A 21,306-nucleotide genomic window follows, 5' to 3' on the forward strand; every position below is an offset into this window, starting at 1 on the left:
TAACAAGCAGAAAAGGTGCGAAAACGCACCTTTTTGTCTTATCAGGGAAGAAAACAGCCAAATTAGGCGAAATCAAACGATTCGGTGTGATATTCCACTTCCAGTTTGAAATGCTCAGCCACTGTATCAATAAGCTTTTGATGGAAGGTACTTTGTGTCAAGTACACTTCCTCTACTACCTTATTTGGTAATGGTTCTGAGGTCCATTCCCCTTCTTTGTTGTATTTACCAATATGGTATTTTGCCGTAAAGCCACCTTCGATGGACTCCAAGTCCATCCACCAGCCCCAAAATTCACGTTTCTCAGGTGACTTTTTGTCGTCTACACAGACAGATAGACAGTCAAAATAGTAGTGCCCTTCTTGTGATTGTGGTTCGCGCAGGTACGGACCTACCGCCTTCAACTTTGACATCAAGCGAAAGTGAGTCGGCCCTTGTGTCGTCTCTGACATAAGAATCTCCGTTTCCATAGTAAGGATATTTAGCTATCCAAGAATGATTATTATTTTTAATTATCATGAGCTTATTTTTTGCTCACATATATCACTCTTAACTAAATTAGGAGATTTGTCATCTTAATAATTCGTCCTCCAACCACTTTATGGCTAAATCGAGGGATTGCTCATAACCTTTTGTAATTGTCTTGGAACTGATTTTCTTGGCTTGTCCGTACTGGCTAAACAGTGCTACCAACTGGTTATCACTATGAGGTGAAACTGGGTCCCCTTCAAGACTCAATGCTAAAATTGGCACCTTAGTTTTACGGCTACTTAGGAAACCTTGTACCTTGAGTGACCATGCCATCATCTGTCCGGCCATGCTATTGATGTCAACAGCACTCTTACCAAGGCGAGACGCTAATAGGTCAAGGTACATCTTCGGCATTTGCTGCAACTTTTTAGGTGACGTAAACAGATCATGCACTGGCGCTCCCAAAGCCACACAAGCTTTGATCTTTTCTTGCTCAACAAACGAAAGACGAATCATGGCATTACCGCCAAAGCGGAAGCCAATCAATCCAACCTTGTGGTGATCAACCCAAGGTAGAGAATACAGTTCATTCAAAACCGCTTGATGAAGGCAACTGGAGTTTTCAGTCAGCGGCCAATGTGAACTATGACCGACTGACGGCATATCAATAGTCACCATCGCAATGTCTTTTGGAGCTAAGTGGTTTCTGAACAAGCGCCACATATCCGTTTGCAAGCTGTCCAAACCAGCACTGACCATTACAACTGGTAATTGTTTATCTGTGCGAGGAAGATGTAGGTTCGCGATGATCTTGCGTTTTTGGTAAGGCACTTCGATCTGCTTGATCACGTATTTAGTTTTTTCTGAGCCTTCTGAATACGCTTTGTTCGCCAATACCTGTGCTTGAATGGCTAAGTTATCATTCTTTAAATGTGGATAGCCTGCAATGCTAAAACACAATGAAGCCGTAAACAGCTCATCAGCCGCTTCCTCCCCCTTCATTTCATTCGCGCGGCGTTGATGCTCCATGCCTAACTTAATCCACTCAAACGTCCAGTTACCACCGTGGTAACCCATGACCGTATCAAGCCATTTATCTTCGGTACGAGAATGATTCGATGACGCGATTTTAGAAAGTACCCCTTCCATTTCGATAGGAGATAAGCCCTGCCACGCCCATTGAAGACGTCTCAAATGACGATACCAAGCACGATCTTCATGCTCTTCTCGCTCATCAAGAATCTTTTGGCTGGTCGGCATGTATTGAGTAAGTGCAGAGGTTTCTTTCGCTTGTTTGTGTTTGACAAACAAAGTTTCGGAGAGGTTTTTACTGACGTCTTCTGACATAGGAAGAACTCTAGGCTGGTTGCAATAGCGTAATAATAATAAAAAAAATGCCCCTATAAAGGGGCATTTCTCAATATTCTTAGTGCAAACTTATTTTTGCTTGCGATTTACTGGCTCAGCGTACTGGATAGACATATCCCAAGGTTGCTCGATCCAAGTGTCTTGTGCGATGTCTACTACGTAGTCATCAAGTAGCTCTTTACCAGAAGGCTTAGCACATACAGCAATCAGTTTTGCTTTCGGGTACATTTCACGAAGTTTACGCGCTGTATCACCGCTATCTACTAGGTCTTCAATGATTAGGTAACCTTCACCGTCACCTTCTGGCGCTTTAAGCACTGTCATGTCACGTTGATGATCGTGGTCGTAGCTTGAGATACAAATTGTATCTACGTAGCGAATACCTAGCTCACGAGCCAAGATAGCACCAGGAACCAAGCCACCACGGCTTACCGCCCAAATACCTTTCCATTGCTCAGCTGGCATTTGTTTCTCAGCCAGTTCACGGCAGTAAGACTGCATCGCATCCCAAGTGATAATGAATTTTTTACTCATTGTAATAACCTAATAATTTCAAAATATGCATCCCCGTGACCTAGCTGATGGCGCTGAAATGGACTCATCAATCTAGATTTCCCACACCAGAGGAAATGGGGGTTTCAAGCTACGCAAACGATTATTCTACCGAAACCCATGATTAATACCAACGCTGATATCAAAATTCTCCGTCTATTACGCAGAAAAATCGAATTCAGTGAACACGGCAAAATAAAGAAGGGAATGAATTTGAGAAGAAATGCTCCATAAACAAGGAGAAATTCCCCTCCAGCAAAAGCCCACAAACAAAAAGCCAGTGTGAACGTGTGCCCACACTGGCTTTTCTTTTAATCGTCAGAGTTAGCCTAGGATGTACTTCGCAATGAAGATAGCGGACATAACCCATACACTCATTGAGACTTCACGTCCTTTACCACTGAACAGTTTGATCGCAGCGTAAGCAATGAAACCAAGCGTGATACCTTCTGCAATAGAGAAAGTCAAAGGCATAACCAAACACGTTACGACAACAGGAGCCGCTTCTGTTAGGTCACGCCAGTCGATGCCAACAAGACCAGAAAGCATCAAGATAGCCACGTAAAATAGTGCACCAGACGTTGCGTAAGCTGGAATCATTCCCGCTAGTGGCGAGAACAATAGAGCAAGAAGGAACAATACGCCAACAACCACAGCGGTTAGACCTGTACGACCACCAGCGGCTACACCAGAAACGCTCTCAATGTATGACGTCGTGTTTGATGTACCTAGTAGAGCACCGACAGATGTTGCTGTTGAGTCTGCAAGTAGCGCTTTATTTAGGCGTGGAATGTTGCCGTTTTCGTCAGTCAAACCCGCTTTTTGCGAAACACCAACTAGCGTGCCTGCAGTGTCGAACAAGTCAACGAATAGGAAAGCAAATACTACAGAGATCATACCTACTTCGAACAAGCCAGAGAAGTCTAGCTGCATGAAGGTTGGCGCGATGCTTGGTGGTGTTGACATGATGCCGCCCCACTGAACGTCACCAAAGATCAGACCAAGAATTGTTACGCCTAGGATTGCGATCATAACCGCACCTTTCACACCACGGTGAACCAATGCAATCGTCATGAAGAAGCCAATCGCTGCAAGTACAGATGGTAGAGAAGTGATATTACCCATTGAAACTAGCGTTGCTGGGTTATCTACAACAATACCTGCGTTTTTCAGTGCGATGAAAGCAAGGAACAGACCGATACCTGCTGAGATACCAGTACGAAGAGAAAGTGGAATCGAATTGATGATCCATTCGCGAATCTTAAACACACTCAAGACGATAAATAGCAGACCGGAAACAAATACTGCTGCTAGCGCGACTTGCCATGTGTAACCCATGCCCAACACAACGGAATAGGTAAAGAACGCGTTTAGCCCCATACCTGGAGCCTGAGCGATTGGGTAGTTTGCTACTAAGCCCATGATGAAACAGCCAATAGCGGCAGCAAGACACGTCGCAACGAACACGGCACCACGATCCATACCTGTATCTGCAAGGATAGCTGGGTTTACAAAGATGATGTAAGCCATAGTTAGGAAGGTAGTAACACCTGCGATGATCTCAGTGCGCACATTGGTGCCATTTTCACTAAGTTTAAAGAGCCTTTCGAGCATGATCGAATCCTGTAAAAGGTAAAAAGTAAACGGTTGCGTAATCGATTGGCTCGAATTATAAAGTTATCAAATAACAAATTCCAGATAGAATTTTCACTCTAAAGGGATTTTTTTCTTGGGGTATGAAACCCATTCGCTAGCGTTTTAAACAGCAAATAAATTTAGGTCTTAATAAACAATAACTAACGAACTTGTACTGAAAACAAACGTATGTGTATAAACTGAGCAATGTATTAAACTTTCAAACGCAAAGTCATCGTTTTGGACGCTAAATACCCAAAGAATTGGTCAGAAAATGAAACAAGTGAGATAAGCAATCGGAGAATTGAAGCTTGGTGGCGATAAAATAGGCGAGATTGGGATCAGAAGATAAAAAAACGCCACTCAATTTGAGTGGCGGTGAATCATGTCAGCACTATGCACTGAAAAAAAATTCCAATTTATAGGGGTGAACAAACTTGTTCGAGTCACATGCGTTGGCTTCAATTAGTAACCAAAGCTTGTTGGGTATACAAAGTTACCGGTGTAAACAGATTTGCTGTTCCAGAACATTGCACTTGGTAAACCTTTCATAAATATCACCTTCTAAATCAATTAATACTGTTAATTTGGTTGATTTCTCAGTTCCTTGGAGGCGATAAACGGACTCATCCTTTGAGCATTTCATTCTTCTCTCAGAAGCTGGTTACAAATATACCACCCAGAAATTTAATTACAAGCATTTTAGTGACCAGAATCACAAAAACTTAATAAATTGACCTCCATCAAGAATTAGCTGTAATTAAATTACAGTTTAGTAAATTAAAAATTAAACAAACTTTCAGAACATACTAAGCTCGTTGCATTGGTGTATTACGTTGTGTTCATAATCTGTGACAGTTCTAGGGCAAATCCTTTTCACCACAACTACTAGAACCGCTTTTCTGGTGGTATGCTGAGGGCAATTCCAAGCCAATACCGATTAGCATTTACTGCTAAACACTCATTAAATTTACGGTTTAAATTTGGCAAAGCACATCAAAAGGAGTCTTCCGTGTCTGAATTCCATTCTGAAATCAGTACCTTATCACCTGCTCCACTTTGGCAGTTTTTCGATAAGATTTGTTCAATCCCTCACCCTTCAAAACATGAAGAAGCTCTAGCACAGTACATTGTTACTTGGGCAACAGAGCAAGGTTTTGACGTACGCCGCGATCCAACTGGCAACGTGTTCATTAAAAAACCTGCGACACCAGGTATGGAAAACAAAAAAGGTGTAGTGCTTCAAGCACACATCGACATGGTGCCACAAAAGAACGAAGACACTGATCACGACTTCACTCAAGATCCAATTCAGCCATACATCGATGGTGAATGGGTAACAGCAAAGGGCACAACGCTAGGTGCAGATAACGGCATCGGCATGGCTTCTTGTCTTGCTGTACTTGCTTCTAAAGAGATCAAGCACGGTCCTATTGAAGTTTTACTGACTATTGATGAAGAAGCAGGCATGACAGGTGCATTTGGTCTTGAAGCTGGCTGGTTGGAAGGCGATATCCTTCTAAATACAGACTCAGAACAAGAAGGCGAAGTGTACATGGGTTGTGCAGGAGGTATCGATGGCGCAATGACCTTCGATATTACTCGTGACGCAATTCCAGCGGGCTTTATTACTCGTCAACTAACACTGAAAGGTCTAAAAGGCGGTCACTCTGGCTGTGACATCCATACAGGTCGCGGTAACGCAAACAAACTGATTGGTCGCTTCCTCGCTGGTCACGCGCAAGAGTTGGATCTTCGCCTGGTTGAATTCCGTGGCGGTAGTTTACGTAACGCGATTCCTCGTGAAGCTTTTGTAACTGTAGCACTACCGGCAGAAAATCAAGATAAACTAGCGGAACTGTTCAACTACTACACTGAGTTACTAAAAACAGAGCTTGGTAAAATTGAAACAGACATCGTGACTTTCAACGAAGAAGTTGCAACAGATGCACAAGTGTTTGCGATTGCAGACCAACAACGTTTCATCGCAGCATTGAACGCTTGTCCAAACGGTGTAATGCGTATGAGTGATGAAGTTGAAGGCGTGGTTGAAACATCACTTAACGTTGGTGTTATCACAACAGAAGAGAACAAAGTAACCGTTCTATGCCTAATTCGTTCCCTGATCGACTCAGGTCGTAGCCAAGTTGAAGGTATGCTTCAATCTGTCGCTGAACTGGCTGGTGCTCAAATTGAATTCTCTGGCGCTTACCCAGGCTGGAAACCAGATGCTGATTCAGAGATCATGGCAATTTTCCGTGATATGTACGAAGGCATCTACGGTCACAAGCCAAACATCATGGTTATCCACGCAGGTCTTGAATGTGGTCTGTTCAAAGAACCTTACCCGAACATGGATATGGTTTCTTTCGGTCCAACCATCAAGTTCCCTCATTCTCCAGATGAGAAAGTGAAGATCGATACCGTTCAACTGTTCTGGGACCAAATGGTTGCGCTTCTTGAAGCCATTCCTGAAAAAGCGTAATTCAAACCAATACGCGAAAAACACAAAAGGGTGCCTCGGCACCCTTTTTTTATTGTGAGCTTTTTATTACAGACTCTTTATAACAAGAGTATCGCAAACTATGCGCGAGTTTGCGCGTATGCCGCTAGCTCATCCATAGAAGTTTTAGCAACCACTTCACCATCGATGTAGTAAGTAACGAAGTCACCTTCACGAACGCCCATTAGTGTCGCTTTGTCACCGTTGTTGTATGTAATGTCCATCTGAACGGTGTTCTCGTCGATCTGTTGCATTTGACCTTGCTCGATAACACGGTTGTGCGTTAGAGGACCGATCGGTGCAGTCGTTAGAGATTTGTCTAACTGGTGGTTCACGTCGATGTAAGTATCCATCTTGGTATCAAAGATGTGTGGCTTACCGTTTAGTGGGTTTTTACCAGTCCAGAATTCTAGAGAGTTGAATACGATGTAATCCGCTGCAACAGCAACACCATAAACAGGCGCCAAAAGCATGTTTAGACCACCACGAGCGTAACGGTTATCTACTGCTTTTAGGTTAAAGCCCATTACGTAACCTGTCACTGCATTACTGCCCACACAGCCAGAAAGAGAAACTGCGACTGCAGTCAATGCGCCAATTTTAGCGAACGCCTTTTTCATCAAAACCTCTAGTTAAATAGTATTAGGTCAAAAATTCGGCGGGGATATTAGCGGATTAAAACCATAGGTAAAAGTCAGTTTTTCTTCAAAAAAATATGAGTATTAAATTTAACACAGCCTTATTTATTCGATGAATGTGCTACTTTAAAACACAGCGTACAGCCACTCAATAAACACAGAAATTAACCCAATGTGCTTACACAACTCATACATCTGGTGAAACTTTAATCTTTTCAATAAAAATTATTTTTCGTCACCTAAAGAAGAATGATTAGTGTGATTTTGAACCAGTTGTTACATTGTTGCTAACGTATTTGACAGAGATGGTTTATGGCCAGAAGTAAAAAAAGCAAAGTATTTGAGCTACTCGGGCATCAAGTACAACCAGGACAACGACTAGAAACCGAATTTGAAGCAGCACAGCTTTACACGCACTCACCACTTTCTATTCCTGTGGAAATCATCCATGGTAAACAAGAAGGTCCCGTGCTAATGGTGAATGCGGCGATCCATGGTGATGAGCTTAATGGCGTAGAAATCGTTCGTCAGATGATCAACCAACTGGATCCGCAAAAGCTGAAAGGCACCGTGATTGCGGTTCCTATTGTGAACGTATTTGGTTTTATTCATAAGTCACGCTACCTACCGGACCGCCGCGACCTAAACCGTTGCTTCCCAGGAAGCGAAAAAGGTGCATTGGCATCTCGCATGGCGCATGGGTTCTTTAACAATATCGCCAAACGCTGTGATTACATCTTGGATCTTCATACGGGTGCGATTCACCGTACTAACCTACCGCAGATCCGTGCGAACCTGAGTAATCCAGAAACACTGCGAATCGCAAAAGCGTTTGCCACACCAGTGATCGTAGACTCGGCACTGCGTGATGGCTCTTTGCGTAGTGAAGCTGAAAAATGCGATATCCCAGTGCTAACTTATGAAGCTGGTGAAGCTCTGCGCTTTGACCCTCTATCTATCAGCGCAGGTGTACTTGGCGTGCAGCGCGTCATGCAAGCCATCGGCATGCTTCGCGCAAGCCGCAAAAAGCTACCAGAACCAATTATCGCAAAATCCACCAGTTGGGTACGTGCATCAGGTAACGGTATTCTGCGTACTGTCGTGAACCTAGGTGACAAAGTTGAAGAAGGTGAAACACTCGCATACATCAGCTCGCCGCTTGGTCACGACGAACTTGAACTGGTTGCACCAAAAGGCGGTATCGTGATCGGTCAGCAAACACTGCCTCTCGTTAACGAAGGTGATGCAATCTTCCACATTGCTTACTTCAAACAAGACGATGATGTCGTTGAACAAACCGTAGAAAGCTATATTGAAGAGCTAACAGAGTTCGATGTTGATCAAGTCACGACAGGGCAAATTCCGCTAGAAACTCAGCAATAAGTTTTTGCATAAACTGAAAGCCCAGAAATTCATCTGGGCTTTTTTGTGGCGAAAAGATAGACACATTCACTTCCCTACATATCTTAATCCCTATCAAAATCTGTTTTACCGTCATTTGGTGGATATAAAACTTTACAGGCATTCAAAAAAACACCATTGATAATTAATCTCATTATCATTTATTAATTTGTGCAGCATTCATATAATCCTCGCCTAATCAAATTACTATAAATGACGAATATGAAACGTTTATCCACTCATGGCTTCAAGGTAAGCCTTGTTTCGCTCGCAGTGCTCAACTCCCTTGCTTCCTATGCAGCAGAAGGCTCAGATGAAGAGCTTGAAGTCATTGGTGTGCATTACGCGAAACCAATCACTGTTGCAGAACCTGCTCAAACGACCATTGATTGGTCTCTTATCGAGGAACAGCAGTATTCCAATTTTGCAGATATGATCGACTCCGTGCCAGGAGCAACATTAGATGGTGGTGCTCGCTCTGGGGGGGAACGTATCAATATCCGCGGTTTTGATGACCCAAGTGACATCGCTGTATTTGTTGATGGCGCACCTATCGGCTTCCAACAATACCGTTACGGAACCTTCTTCTTTGACCCGTTCTTAATTGGCGAGGCAGAGATCATCAAAGGCGCGCACGACTATCGCGCATTGAATGGTAAATTTGGTGGCTCCATCCGTATCAAAACGAAAAGTGTCGATGATCTCCTCGATGGCGATCGTAACTTTGGTGCTCGTGTCTCCACTGGCTATAACAATAATGGTGATGAAAACTCATACACCTTGTCCTTATACGGCAAGAACGACGCCGGCTTCTACTTCTTAGCCAATGGCTCGGTAAAAGATTCAGATGACATCCAAGTTGGCGGCGGTGAAACGTTGGATTACTCGGGTTACGAGCAAGAAAACATGCTGGTGAAAGTCGGCTATGAAAATGACGACCACGAGTTCGAAATCAGTCATACGCGCTACAAAGACGAAGGCCGCAAACCTTGGGCGAATCGTCGTGGAAAAATGCCGAATATTTCCGACTACAACATCAAAAAATATGGCTCATTGGAGAAGGCGAAATACGCGTACACGGTCGACAACAAATACACCGATAATACGACGACGCTCTCTTACCATTACATGCCTTCCAATCCTTACATTGATTTCAACATCAAAATGGCACGCTCTGAAAACGATCGCCACTGGGTACGCCCTGATGTTGCATTCGAAAAAATGTTCGTCTCTGTCGGCAGCTACGGTCACGAGTCTTGGCTAAGTTACGAACGCGATTACGTTGATGTCTTCAACCAAGCACAAATTGGAGATCACGCACTAGTCACTGGTCTTCAGTACCAAAAAACTGATCGCGATTCACTGGTCTTCAATAAATCGTATGCCAAAAAAGAAGCAAAGAACTACGGCTGGTACACGCCTTATTACGAACCATCGGGTATACAGACGATTTACGCCGCTTATGTAGCAGACCATTACCAAGCGACCGATCGTCTAACCATCACGCCATCTTTGCGTTATGAATACATCACCAGCGAAGGTAAAGGCAATGCAGCGCCAGACTACAACGACCCGGCGGCTGGACATGACTACAGTGAGACGAGCCACAAAGGCTTTAGTCCGCGTCTCGATATCGATTTTGATGCCACTAATAATACGCGTTTGAATTTCTCTTACGCATACGCATTAAAAGCGCCAACGGTTGATAACATCTACTCTGTACAATATGCCCGCGCTACGGCGACAGCAACAGCAAGAGATCTGGATGTTTCGCGTATTCATGCATACCAAGCGAGCGTGATCAATTTAACCGAAGGTCTCGTCAGTGACCGTGACAACCTTGCAACGGAGTTTACCGTGTTTTACAACGACGTAAATGACACGGTCGATATCCGAACAGGCGCAAATCTAGATAAAAACAGTACAGAAAACCAAAGCTGGAATACGAACTTAGATGGGTTCAAAAACTACGGTTTTGAGTTGATTTCACAGTACCGTATTTCAGATTTCTATACTGATTTTTCAGCGAGTTACGTACGTGGTAAAAACAAAGGTAGTCTATCTGACTCCACTGGTTCTGATGACGATCATCCAGATGTACCACCATTGAACATCAACCTAGGCTTCGGTTACGAATGGCTCCCAGGTCTACGCTCAGGTTGGGAAGTACGTTGGTACGATGCACAAACCAAAACGAAGGCAGAGGGTAACAACCTGAAAGTAAAATCGCCTAGTGAGCAATATACGCTGCAAAATGCGTATGTCGTTTGGGATGTGCAACAAGTCAAAGGCTTGAGCGTTGGAGCGGTCGTGAAAAACCTGACTGACCGTTACTATGAAGCCTACCTATCTAACGGCGTGCCTTCACCGGGTCGTGAAGTTAAACTTAAACTGACTTACCAGTACTAATTAATCACATTATCTGTATTGGTCTTCAACCAGCTCGGGGCTATGAATGGCTCCGAGTTTTCGTTTATATCCAAGTAACCTCAAAATGCTTGATTCAGCCAGAGTGACTTGGGTCTATCACCCTCATTTTACATACGAGACTTATGAGCCTTCGAAGAAAAACGCTGACATGGAAACAAATGTTATTTGTCGCTGCCCTAGCCTCTCCGCATGCAGCGAGTATTTCACAAGACAATATCTCTCAATATTTGGAAGAACACAGTAAGCGCCAGCAATTAGAAGATCATTACGCTGCCACTGTGACAGACAACTTAGATCTTGATGCTCAAACAGATGGTTTAACGTGGAAAGAAGATGGCAAACCCGATCATTGCCAATACACAAAAGGAGAGATAACGGAAGCGAGAGATTATGATTATGGGGAAGCCAAAGATCTTTCTGACGGCTTGCATAACATCGATTTGCCGCCCGTACATACTCCCAAAAACAGCCACAAGTATCGAACCTATTCGAATAATCCTCAATTGCTTGCTGGTAATAAACAATTTGCAGCCCCTGCAGAAGGTTCGGTGAGCTTTTCGGTATCTTCGGACTGCTTTTAAACGACACAAACAAAAATGCCCCGAGATGATCTCAGGGCATTTTTTAATTCATAATCGACGGCACAGATAAGCCATCTAGTAGGCTGAGATTACTCTTCGTCAGCTTCTACTTCACGCGCTTTGCGAGCTTCTTCTTTGCGAACTTTCGCCGCTAGTTGCTCAGCTTCACGCTCTTGACGCTGTGCTGCTTTACGCTCGTTACGAACAACTTGGTTTTGAACAAAACCCGCTAGTTCTTGCTCAGCCCAAGCTTGTGCTTTCTCTTCGCTGTCAAAACCAGTTTCACGTTTTGATACTACTGTCTTACGAGATGTCACTTGACGAGTGATCTCTGCGCTCCAGCCGTTACGTTTTTCAGTTACGCGGATAGCAAATTTTGGATTTTTAGACATTTCTTTCATTTCCTAAGGGATTAATCAGGGATTCGGTCAACTTGATAACTCCATCTAAGCTGAGCTGTTTAACACCATCCCTTGGTAAGCGCGGTATTAGAGCATAAAAGTTACCGAAACGCTGCAAGTTTTTTAAGGGAGACGGGAGACGTTCTCGATTCCCTTAAATAAAAAAGCGCCAGTCTTTCAACCAGCGCTTTATTCTTTTCGTTAACCTTGGACTACGCCGTAATTAGCCGATGTTCTTACGTGCGTTTTGGAACATACGCATCCAAGCACCATTCTCGCCCCAACCTTCTGGAGCCCATGAGTTCGCTACTGTGCGGAACACACGCTCAGGGTGCGGCATCATGATTGTGACACGACCATCTTGAGTCGTTAGACCCGTAATAGCGTTTGGCGAGCCGTTCGGGTTATTCGGGTATTGCTGCGTTGGATTACCGTGGTTGTCCACGTAACGAACCGCAACGGTACCTGATGCTTCAATCGCTGCTAGATGGTCAGCATCACGTACTTCTACACGACCTTCACCGTGAGAAACTGCGATAGGCATACGAGAACCCGCCATGCCGTCAAAGAATACAGAATCAGACTTCTGAACTTCAACTAAGCTAAAGCGCGCTTCAAAACGCTCAGATTCATTACGAACAAAGCGTGGCCATAGGTCTGCACCTGGGATTAGCTCTTTCAGGTTCGATAACATCTGACAGCCGTTACACACACCTAGAGAAAATGTGTTGTCACGATTAAAGAAGCTTTGGAACTGTTCACGAGCTTGTGCATTGAACAAAATAGACTTAGCCCAACCTTCACCCGCACCAAGTACGTCACCGTAAGAGAAGCCACCACAAGCCACTAGACCGTGGTACTCATCCAGAGCCGCTTGACCTGTTAGGATGTCGCTCATGTGAATATCAGTCGCTTCGAAACCTGCACGATCAAACGCTGCTGCCATTTCTACATGAGAGTTAACGCCCTGCTCACGCAGAATAGCCATCTTAGGCTTCGCACCGGTATTTACCATAGAACCCGCGATGTAAGGCGCTGCGATGTCTTCGTTTACGTCGAAGCTTAGCTTAACGTTTAGACCTGGATCAGAGTTGTCTTTCTTCGCTTCATGCTCTTGGTCAGCACATGCTGGGTTATCACGTAGACCTTGCATCTTATGCGTCGTCTCAGCCCAGATAGTACGCAGTTCAGTACGGTTACGCTCAAGAACCACTGTGTCACCAGAAGTAATCACTAGCTCATCAGACGCTTCGACTGAGCCGATTACGTGAGAACATGCTTCAAGACCGTTCGCTGCTAGCGTTGAAAGTACAGCGTCTAGGTCATCGTTTTTAACCTGAAGCACTGCACCCAACTCTTCGTTGAATAGTGCTGCTAGTACATCTTCACCTAGGTCGGCGATGTCTGCTTTAACACCACAGTGACCAGCGAATGCCATCTCTGCAAGCGTTACAAATAGACCGCCATCGCCTTTATCGTGGTAAGCCACTACTTGATCGTTTGCTACTAGAGTTTGAACTCCTTCGTAGAAACCTTTCAGTTGTGCTGCGTTATTTACATCTGCTGGCTTATCACCAAGCTGCTTGTAAACCTGCGCAAGTGCTGTTGCGCCTAGGCGGTTTTGCCCGTTACCTAGGTCGATAAGAACCAGTGACGTGTCACCTTTATCTGTGCGCAATTGCGGTGTGATTGTCTTACGAACATCTTCAACACGAGCAAACGCAGTGATGATGAGAGATAGCGGAGAGGTTACTTCTTTCTGTTCGCCGTTCTCTTCCCACTTGGTCTTCATCGACATTGAGTCTTTACCCACAGGGATAGTCAGACCAAGTGCAGGACATAGCTCTTCACCCACAGCTTTCACCGCTTCGTAAAGACCTGCATCTTCACCCGGGTGACCGGCTGGAGACATCCAGTTTGCAGACAGTTTAATATGTTTGATATCACCAATGTTTGTCGCAGCGATGTTTGTGATTGCTTCACCAACCGCTAGACGAGCCGATGCACCAAAGTCTAATAGAGCAACTGGTGTACGCTCACCCATCGACATTGCTTCACCGTGGTAAGTGTCGTAACTTGCTGCAGTTACCGCGCAGTTTGCTACTGGAACCTGCCACGGACCAACCATTTGGTCACGCGCGACAAGACCTGTTACCGTGCGGTCACCGATAGTGATTAGGAATGTTTTTTCTGCAACCGTTGGAAGGCGTAGAACGCGATCCACGGCTTCGTTCAGCTCGATGCCGTCACGGTTAACCGCCGGGTTGTTTGCTTTTAGCGTTTTCGCATCACGGTGCATCTTAGGCGTCTTACCAAGAAGCACATCCATTGGCATGTCAATTGGCGTGTTCTCGAAGTGTGAATCTTCAAGTTTAAGCTCACGCTCTTCAGTTGCGATGCCTACTACTGCGTATGGTGCGCGCTCACGCTTACAGATTGCATCGAATACTTCCATGTTCTCTGGCGCAACCGCCATTACGTAACGCTCTTGAGATTCGTTACACCAGATCTCAAGTGGGCTCATGCCTGGTTCGTCATTTGGTACGTCACGCAGTTGGAAAATACCACCACGTTCGCCATCGTCGACAAGCTCTGGAAGTGCGTTAGAGATACCGCCCGCACCCACATCGTGGATGAATGCGATTGGGTTAGCATCACCAAGTTGCCAACAACGGTCGATCACTTCCTGACAGCGACGCTCCATCTCTGGGTTTTCACGCTGTACTGAAGCGAAATCTAAGTCTTCTGCTGATTGACCAGATGCCATTGAAGAAGCAGCACCACCGCCAAGACCGATGTTCATTGCAGGACCACCAAGTACGATTAGGCTTGCACCTACGGGGATCTCTTTCTTCTGAACGTGCTCGTCACGGATGTTACCCATACCACCAGCAATCATGATTGGCTTGTGGTAACCACGAACCTCTTCACCTGCGTGAGAGTTAACTTTCTCTTCGTAAGTACGGAAGTAGCCAAGTAGGTTTGGACGACCAAATTCGTTGTTGAACGCCGCGCCACCGAGTGGACCTTCTAGCATGATATCTAAAGCGTTAACGATACGACCCGGCTTACCGAAATCTGTTTCCCATGGCTGCTCAAAACCAGGAATACGTAGGTTAGAAGTAGTGAAGCCAACAAGACCTGCTTTTGGCTTACCACCGATACCAGTCGCGCCTTCATCACGGATCTCACCGCCTGAACCAGTAGAAGCGCCCGGCCATGGAGAGATCGCTGTCGGGTGGTTGTGCGTTTCCACCTTCATTAGGATGTGCGCTTTCTCTTGGCTGTAACCGTACTGGCGAGTTTCTGGGTTCGGGAAGAAACGACCTACATCTGAACCCACCATAACTGCTGCGTTATCTTTGTACGCAGACAGTACGTTTTCTGGTGTGGTTTCAAACGTGTTTTTGATCATCTTGAACAGAGACTTCTCTTGCTTAACACCGTCGATAGTCCAATCTGCATTGAAGATCTTGTGACGACAGTGCTCTGAGTTCGCTTGTGCAAACATCATTAGCTCAATATCAGTCGGGTTACGTTCAAGCTTATTTACGAACGCATCGTAAAGGTATTCTATTTCATCATCTGCAAGTGCAAGACCTAGGGTAACGTTTGCGTTTTCAAGTGCAGCACGACCGCCGTTTAATAGGTCAACGTCTGCCACTGGTGCAGGTTCTGCAGCTTGGAATAATGCGCTTGCGTCGTCGAAGTCAGTAAAAGTAACTTCCATCATGCGATCATGGATGAGCGCTTTTACATCTGCAATTTGAGCATCGTTAAGAGGTGTCGCTGTTTCTACGTAGTATGCTGTGCCGCGCTCAAGACGTTTTACTTTGTCTAGACCACAGTTGATGGCGATGTCTGTAGATTTAGAAGACCAAGGCGAAATAGTGCCCGGGCGAGGAGTCACAAGAAGTAAAAGACCTTCTGGCTCATGCTCTTCGATCGTTGGACCGTAAGTCAGCAATTTTTCCAGTTTTTCCAACTCTTGGTCATCAAGGTCAGACTTTAGATCCGCAAAGTGCATAAACTCTGCGTAAATGCCAGTGACAGGCAGATCTTGTTCACGACATAGTTCCAGTAGTTTATTAACACGAAACTCAGAAAGAGCTGGGGAGCCACGCAAAATTCTCATGTGCTTAGGTCTCTTATTGCAAGTGATTAAGGTGATATTGGAATAAATTCAGTGGGTTATACTGTTTTCTTCGAAGCTATTCCCGAAGGTTTTTCAAACCTATGCCGATGCCACCTCTTCGTTGCGAGCGCATTATATAGCAATTGTTTTTGTGATGTAACACCAAAAGCAACCGTTTGCGTCATTTTTTTTGCCAAATTTGAATTACGACTAAAATGTCGATAAATCACACAATGTCGCACTCTATCTGTCTGATTCACTTTGCCCCACCAGCGCGCTTTGATATAAAGGCAACTAGAAATTTATCGAGACGTACCGAATTAATGCAAATAAGTCAGTTCAACCGACTCAAGCGCAGCGCCCTACTTTTCGCTTCTGTGCTTTTACTTTCTGCCTGTCAGATTGAGTCGGAACCTAAAAGTGAATTCGAGCAAATCCAAGAGCGTGGTGTCCTACGTGTTGGCACGCTAAATAACCAACTCTCCTACTACATTGGTCCAGACGGTCCTGCTGGCTTGGATTACGAACTGGCACGTAAATTTGCAGAACAACTAGGCGTGAAGTTGGAAATCAAACCTGCTTTCCGTCAAGCCGAGTTATTCCCTGCCCTCAAAAAAGGCGATATCGACATCATTGCGACAGGTTTGAATCAAACTTCGCAAGCGGTGCAACGTTTCCGTCCGGGACCTGCCTACTACTACGTAAGCCAACAGGTGGTATATAAGAAAGGACAACTTCGTCCTCGCGACATTGATCAGCTCATCAAGTATCAACAATCAAAAGATGAAAAGGCTGTCGATGAAAATGCCAATGCAGGTGCAGAAACGCTACAGATCGTTGAACAATCACAATTTGTTCCGACACTAACGTTACTACAAAAAGAATATCCAGAGCTTCAATTCGAGATTGTTGGCGATGCAGACACTCGCGATTTGCTAAAACACGTATCGACGGGTGAACTGCGTTTTACTGTAACTGACTCGGTCGAATTGTCTTTAGCTCAACGTTTATACCCAGATCTTGCACTTGCTTTTGAGCTAACAGAAGACCAACCCGTCTCTTGGTTTACTCGCCGCTCTGAAGATGAAAGCTTATACGCGATGCTGATTGAATTCTTTGGCAATATCCAGCAGTCAGGCGAGTTGGCGACACTAGAAGAAAAGTACATCGGTCATATTGAAGCATTTGATTATGTCGATACTCGCGCCTTTATCCGAGCGCTAGACAACAGCCTGCCTAAGTGGGCACCACTATTCCAAAAATACAGCGAAGAGTTTGATTGGCGCTTGATCGCCGCATTGGCTTACCAAGAGTCCCACTGGAAACCAAAAGCAAAATCACCGACGGGTGTACGTGGAATGATGATGCTTACATTGCCTACTGCGAAGAGCGTTGGAGTAACGGACCGACTTGACCCAGAACAGTCTGTTCGAGGTGGTGTGGAATACCTGCGTCGTATTGTCGCTCGTGTACCAGATTCCATTAATGAACACGAAAAGATTTGGTTTGCGTTGGCATCTTACAACGTTGGCTATGGTCATATGATGGACGCACGACGCCTAACTAAAGCGCAAGGCGGCGATCCAAACGCATGGGCAGATGTAAAAGAGCGTCTACCATTGTTGCGTCAGAAACGTTATTACAGCCAAACCCGTTACGGTTATGCCCGTGGTGATGAAGCACGTAACTACGTAGAAAACATCCGCCGTTACTATCAATCGATCATTGGTCATGTCAGTCAGAAACCAGCCATTGACGAAGATACGGAAGATCTTCAGGTCATTCCGCCACTCGATCCAAACCTATTGGTTTCTGGGGCGGTTGAAACCTTGGCTGAGCAAGTTTCAGGGGCTAAAAGCACAACACCAAATGAAGTGCAAAAACCAGAGACGAAAACCGAACCTATTCCTGTTTCAGGGGCGGAATAAACCTTTCGAAAATAGCGAGCTCACAGCTCGCTATTTTTTTGTTGAGTCAACAAAAAAAGTTATCTAGAATCCGGTCTTTCGAGCTTATCTAGTTTGCGTTGCTATTTGGTGCCATACCAATACGAAGCGCGCAGAAAAGTAAGTTCTTTTGGTCACCTCTCCTCACTCGATGTCACCTTCATCGGAAGTGTGCATCACCAGAATGTCATCAATTGATAATGAATCGGACGCTTTGCTATGCGAGTGTCGGAGAGTGTGTTCGTTGTCTGCAAGAGGTTCTGATTATGAGAAAACGCAGAGTGCAGTCAAAACGTTTGAATAAGACAGTGGCTGCTAACCGCCGTAAGCGCAAGCTTACGTGTATGAAAAAGAAAGTCAGTGCACGTAATCGTGTTTTCGTTCACCTAGTGAATCACTGAGAACTTGAAGCAAACATCTACTTCCGAGTAGGTGTTTGCTAAAGAGATGAATTATTGCCGCGAACCTTAATTTACTCACCTGAATTTATTCGCCCTTTGTATCCTGCTCATTATCTAACGCTTTCTGCGCTTGTTTTTTGGCTTTAATTTCTTTACGACGACGCTTAAAGAACGCTTGCAACTGAGCACGGCACTCCTCTTCTAGCAATCCATTTTCTACTGTTGCGTAATGGTATGCCGCTTGGCTTTCGAACAAATTCAATACCGTCCCTGCTGCCCCTGCTTTTAAATCAGGCGCACCGTAAACCACTCGCTTTACTCGGCTATGTAGCAACGCACCAGCACACATAGGACAAGGCTCTAACGTGACATACAAAGTCGTATCAAGCAGTCGATAGTTACCTAGTGCTTCTCCTGCTTTTCGTAATGTCTGGATCTCGGCGTGTGCGGTTGCATCGTGAGCACAAATAGAACGGTTCCAACCTTCCGCAATAACCTCTCCATCTTTTACCAACACAGCGCCAACTGGCACTTCCCCTTCAGCTTCGGCTTGCTCGGCAAGTTCCATCGCACGGCGCATAAATAGTTCGTCTTGAGGAGAAAACTGAGAATCTGACAAAAGGAAGCTCCGGAATTTGGGATAGATCGTGATTGAAAGTGGATTTTAACCTTCAAAGAGGGGAAGTGGAAGCGGGATGATTTTGCCTGTTAGGGTGCAAATACCGTGATTCAAAGCAGTTTGATCGTCATCCTCAAGAGCGAGGTACGAGCGAGTTGGGGATCTCTTTATTTTGTATCCCGAAGGGCAAAGTCCGTTCCGACTCCCAAAACAAAAAAGCGCCAGTCTCTCGACCAGCGCTTTCGAATTACCAATACCTAAATAGTTGGTGTTGTAGCTAGGCAACAAGCAAGTTCAGCCCTATGAGCATAGAGGCTCTATGTGATTAGGGTGAACTTGCGCAGTTAACAACGCTACAGCGCCAAATATGACGGTATTTACATTGTGTAAGTGTATGGCGCTTGGATACCTAGAGGAATGCCTAGCATCCAGTAAACCACTAGGAATACTGACCAGCCGATTAGCATTGCAATCGAGAATGGCATCATTAGCGATGCTAGCGTACCGATACCTGTCGACTTCACGTAACGTTGACAGTAAACCACGACTAGAGGGAAGAATACCATCAGAGGTGAAATGATGTTCGATACAGAGTCACCTACGCGGTAAGCCGCCTGAGATAGCTCAGGAGAGATACCCACAGCCATTAGCATAGGAACTAGGATTGGACCGATAAGAGCCCATTTCGCCGATGCAGAACCGATTAGAAGGTTTACAGAAGCTGTTAGAAGAATCATACCGATGATAGTAGCTTCACCAGGTAGGTTCATTGCTTTCAGACCTTCTGCACCGTAAAGCGCTAGCATCGTACCGATGTTTGATTGCGCGAATGCTGATAGGAACTGTGCACAGAAGAACGACATTACGATGTATGCGCCCATAGTAGACATAGTATCCGCCATAGCTTTGATGATGTCGTTACTTGTCTTGAACGTGCCTGAAACGCGACCGTAAACGTAACCCGGAATGATAAACAGGATGAAGATCAACGGAACGATAGACTTCATGATTGGCGCAGAGAACGCAGTGATCTCACCCTCAGGTGAACGCAGTGCAGAGTTTTCTGGAATAAGCGCCACAACAAGAAGAGCGATACCCGCCATCATTGCCCAACCAGCGTAACGGAACGCTTTAGACTCAAGCTCAGTGAAAGAACCTAGATCTGGTGCTTTCTCTGCGTCTTCGTCGATTGGTGTGTTCTTTAGGCGTGGTTCGATGATTTTCTCAGTTACGTACCAACCGATAGCCACAATAATTACTGAAGATAGACCAGTAAAGAAGATGTTCGCTAGAGGGTTAACCACGTACTCAGGATCTAGAACCTGCGCAGCTGTTTGCGTGAAACCAGCCAATAGAGGATCGATACCTGAAGGGATGAAGTTTGCAGAGAAACCACCCGATACACCTGCAAACGCTGCCGCGATACCCGCAAGAGGGTGACGACCTGCCGCGTGGAAGATGATACCACCAAGAGGAATAACTAGAACGTAGCCCGCATCCGCCGCAGTGTGCGATACGATTGCTACAAGAATGAGCATTGGAGTAAGAAGTTTAGCTGGCGTGAAGTTCAGCATCTTCTTAAGACCAGTGGTGATGAAGCCAGAAGAATCGGCAACACCTACACCCAACATCGCTACAAGAACGATACCAAGTGGTGCAAAGCCAGTGAACGTTGTCACCATGTTAGCAAGGAAACTTGCTAGTGCTTCGCCTGTTAGAAGGTTAGTGATTGTGAGAGCTTCGCCAGTTCGAGGATTTAGAAGGTCGAAAGAAACATTCGACAAAAGTGCAGACGCAGCCCAAGTAATGATTAGTGCCCAGAAGAACAGAATCGCTGGATCAGGAATTTTGTTACCTGCTCGTTCGATAAAGTTCAGGAAGCGATCCATCCCGCTCGGCTTCGGTGACGGTGCCTTATTTACTGCTTGGTTACTCATCGTAACTCCATATGAATGATGTTGGTGCCATGGCCTATTTGAATAATTATAACGGCCTATTTTCAACAGAGCATTCTAGTAAATAGCGCCTCAGAAAGCACAAGGTTCTATGTTTTTTTCCATATTTGGAGACATATTTTGCAAAAACGCCATATCAATTAAACATAAAAAAAACAGTAGCACACCATTCGCATTAACAGTTGTAAAACCACCCATTAACCACGCAATTTAGCAATAAAAAGCGTCAATATTAACGATAAAAGTAATTATAAGAGGAATACCTAATCC

14 protein-coding genes are annotated in these 21,306 nt (G+C 45.1%); 5 read left to right on the forward strand and 9 right to left on the reverse strand.

The genetic code is table 11. The features are described 5' to 3' along the window. Positions 1 to 62: 62 nt before the first annotated feature. From crl to AACR11_RS02495, 4 genes are all read right to left on the reverse strand, one after another. The gene (crl, locus tag AACR11_RS02480; protein ID WP_009697717.1) at positions 63 to 452 is read right to left on the reverse strand and encodes a sigma factor-binding protein Crl; all 390 of its coding nucleotides are present in this window, start codon (positions 450 to 452) and stop codon (positions 63 to 65) included. A 118-nt stretch (positions 453 to 570) separates the two neighbouring features. Next, the gene (frsA, locus tag AACR11_RS02485; RefSeq protein WP_009697716.1) at positions 571 to 1,818 is read right to left on the reverse strand and encodes an esterase FrsA; all 1,248 of its coding nucleotides are present in this window, start codon (positions 1,816 to 1,818) and stop codon (positions 571 to 573) included. 90 nt (positions 1,819 to 1,908) lie between these two features. Beyond that, complete coding sequence (gene tet(34) / locus AACR11_RS02490) at positions 1,909 to 2,373, reverse strand: oxytetracycline resistance phosphoribosyltransferase domain-containing protein Tet(34) (RefSeq protein WP_005447605.1); 465 nt, start codon at positions 2,371 to 2,373, stop codon at positions 1,909 to 1,911. A 342-nt stretch (positions 2,374 to 2,715) separates the two neighbouring features. Further along, positions 2,716 to 4,005 carry an NCS2 family permease gene (locus tag AACR11_RS02495; RefSeq protein WP_005447607.1) on the reverse strand — a complete coding sequence of 430 codons (1,290 nt, stop codon included), beginning with the start codon at positions 4,003 to 4,005 and terminating at the stop codon, positions 2,716 to 2,718. Between the two features lie 1,033 nt (positions 4,006 to 5,038). On the opposite strand from AACR11_RS02495, the gene AACR11_RS02500 reads away from it, so the two are divergent. Further along, complete coding sequence (locus AACR11_RS02500) at positions 5,039 to 6,511, forward strand: aminoacyl-histidine dipeptidase (protein ID WP_009697714.1); 1,473 nt, start codon at positions 5,039 to 5,041, stop codon at positions 6,509 to 6,511. 98 nt (positions 6,512 to 6,609) lie between these two features. Here AACR11_RS02500 and AACR11_RS02505 read toward each other — a convergent pair whose 3' ends face one another. Next, positions 6,610 to 7,149 (reverse strand): DUF3332 domain-containing protein, encoded by a 540-nt coding sequence (locus AACR11_RS02505; protein ID WP_005447616.1) that lies wholly within the window; start codon positions 7,147 to 7,149, stop codon positions 6,610 to 6,612. Positions 7,150 to 7,479: 330 nt separating this feature from the next. Here AACR11_RS02505 and AACR11_RS02510 point away from each other — a divergent pair, with 330 nt between their 5' ends. The 3 genes from AACR11_RS02510 to AACR11_RS02520 all read left to right on the forward strand — a co-directional run bounded on the left by AACR11_RS02510 (position 7,480) and on the right by AACR11_RS02520 (position 11,579). Beyond that, a complete protein-coding gene (locus AACR11_RS02510; RefSeq protein ID WP_005447618.1) occupies positions 7,480 to 8,550 on the forward strand; it encodes a succinylglutamate desuccinylase/aspartoacylase family protein in 1,071 nt (356 codons plus the stop codon). A gap of 240 nt (positions 8,551 to 8,790) precedes the next feature. Next, complete coding sequence (locus tag AACR11_RS02515; RefSeq protein WP_005447620.1) at positions 8,791 to 10,977, forward strand: TonB-dependent receptor domain-containing protein; 2,187 nt, start codon at positions 8,791 to 8,793, stop codon at positions 10,975 to 10,977. Between the two features lie 179 nt (positions 10,978 to 11,156). After that, a complete protein-coding gene (locus tag AACR11_RS02520) occupies positions 11,157 to 11,579 on the forward strand; it encodes a hypothetical protein (protein WP_029789190.1) in 423 nt (140 codons plus the stop codon). An 89-nt stretch (positions 11,580 to 11,668) separates the two neighbouring features. Here AACR11_RS02520 and AACR11_RS02525 read toward each other — a convergent pair whose 3' ends face one another. Both AACR11_RS02525 and purL read right to left on the reverse strand, forming a co-directional pair. Further along, on the reverse strand, positions 11,669 to 11,971 hold the full coding sequence (locus AACR11_RS02525) for a DUF3622 domain-containing protein (RefSeq protein ID WP_005447624.1): 303 nt from the start codon (positions 11,969 to 11,971) through the stop codon (positions 11,669 to 11,671). A gap of 232 nt (positions 11,972 to 12,203) precedes the next feature. Beyond that, positions 12,204 to 16,115, reverse strand: a complete 3,912-nt coding sequence (gene purL / locus AACR11_RS02530) for a phosphoribosylformylglycinamidine synthase (protein WP_029789191.1) — start codon at positions 16,113 to 16,115, stop codon at positions 12,204 to 12,206. 323 nt (positions 16,116 to 16,438) lie between these two features. Between purL and mltF the strand changes: the two genes are divergently transcribed. Continuing rightward, a complete protein-coding gene (mltF, locus tag AACR11_RS02535; protein WP_029789192.1) occupies positions 16,439 to 18,043 on the forward strand; it encodes a membrane-bound lytic murein transglycosylase MltF in 1,605 nt (534 codons plus the stop codon). A gap of 504 nt (positions 18,044 to 18,547) precedes the next feature. Here mltF and tadA read toward each other — a convergent pair. Both tadA and AACR11_RS02545 read right to left on the reverse strand, forming a co-directional pair. Further along, positions 18,548 to 19,081 carry a tRNA adenosine(34) deaminase TadA gene (gene tadA / locus AACR11_RS02540; RefSeq protein ID WP_005447631.1) on the reverse strand — a complete coding sequence of 178 codons (534 nt, stop codon included), beginning with the start codon at positions 19,079 to 19,081 and terminating at the stop codon, positions 18,548 to 18,550. Positions 19,082 to 19,458: 377 nt separating this feature from the next. Further along, entirely contained in the window at positions 19,459 to 21,018 is a 1,560-nt protein-coding gene (locus tag AACR11_RS02545; RefSeq protein ID WP_005447634.1) for an AbgT family transporter, read from the reverse strand. Between the last annotated feature and the right edge of the window lie 288 nt (positions 21,019 to 21,306).

Origin of the sequence: Vibrio sp. L85, from assembly GCF_963871815.1 — a bacterium.
GTDB classification, from domain to species: Bacteria; Pseudomonadota; Gammaproteobacteria; order Enterobacterales; family Vibrionaceae; genus Vibrio; species Vibrio harveyi.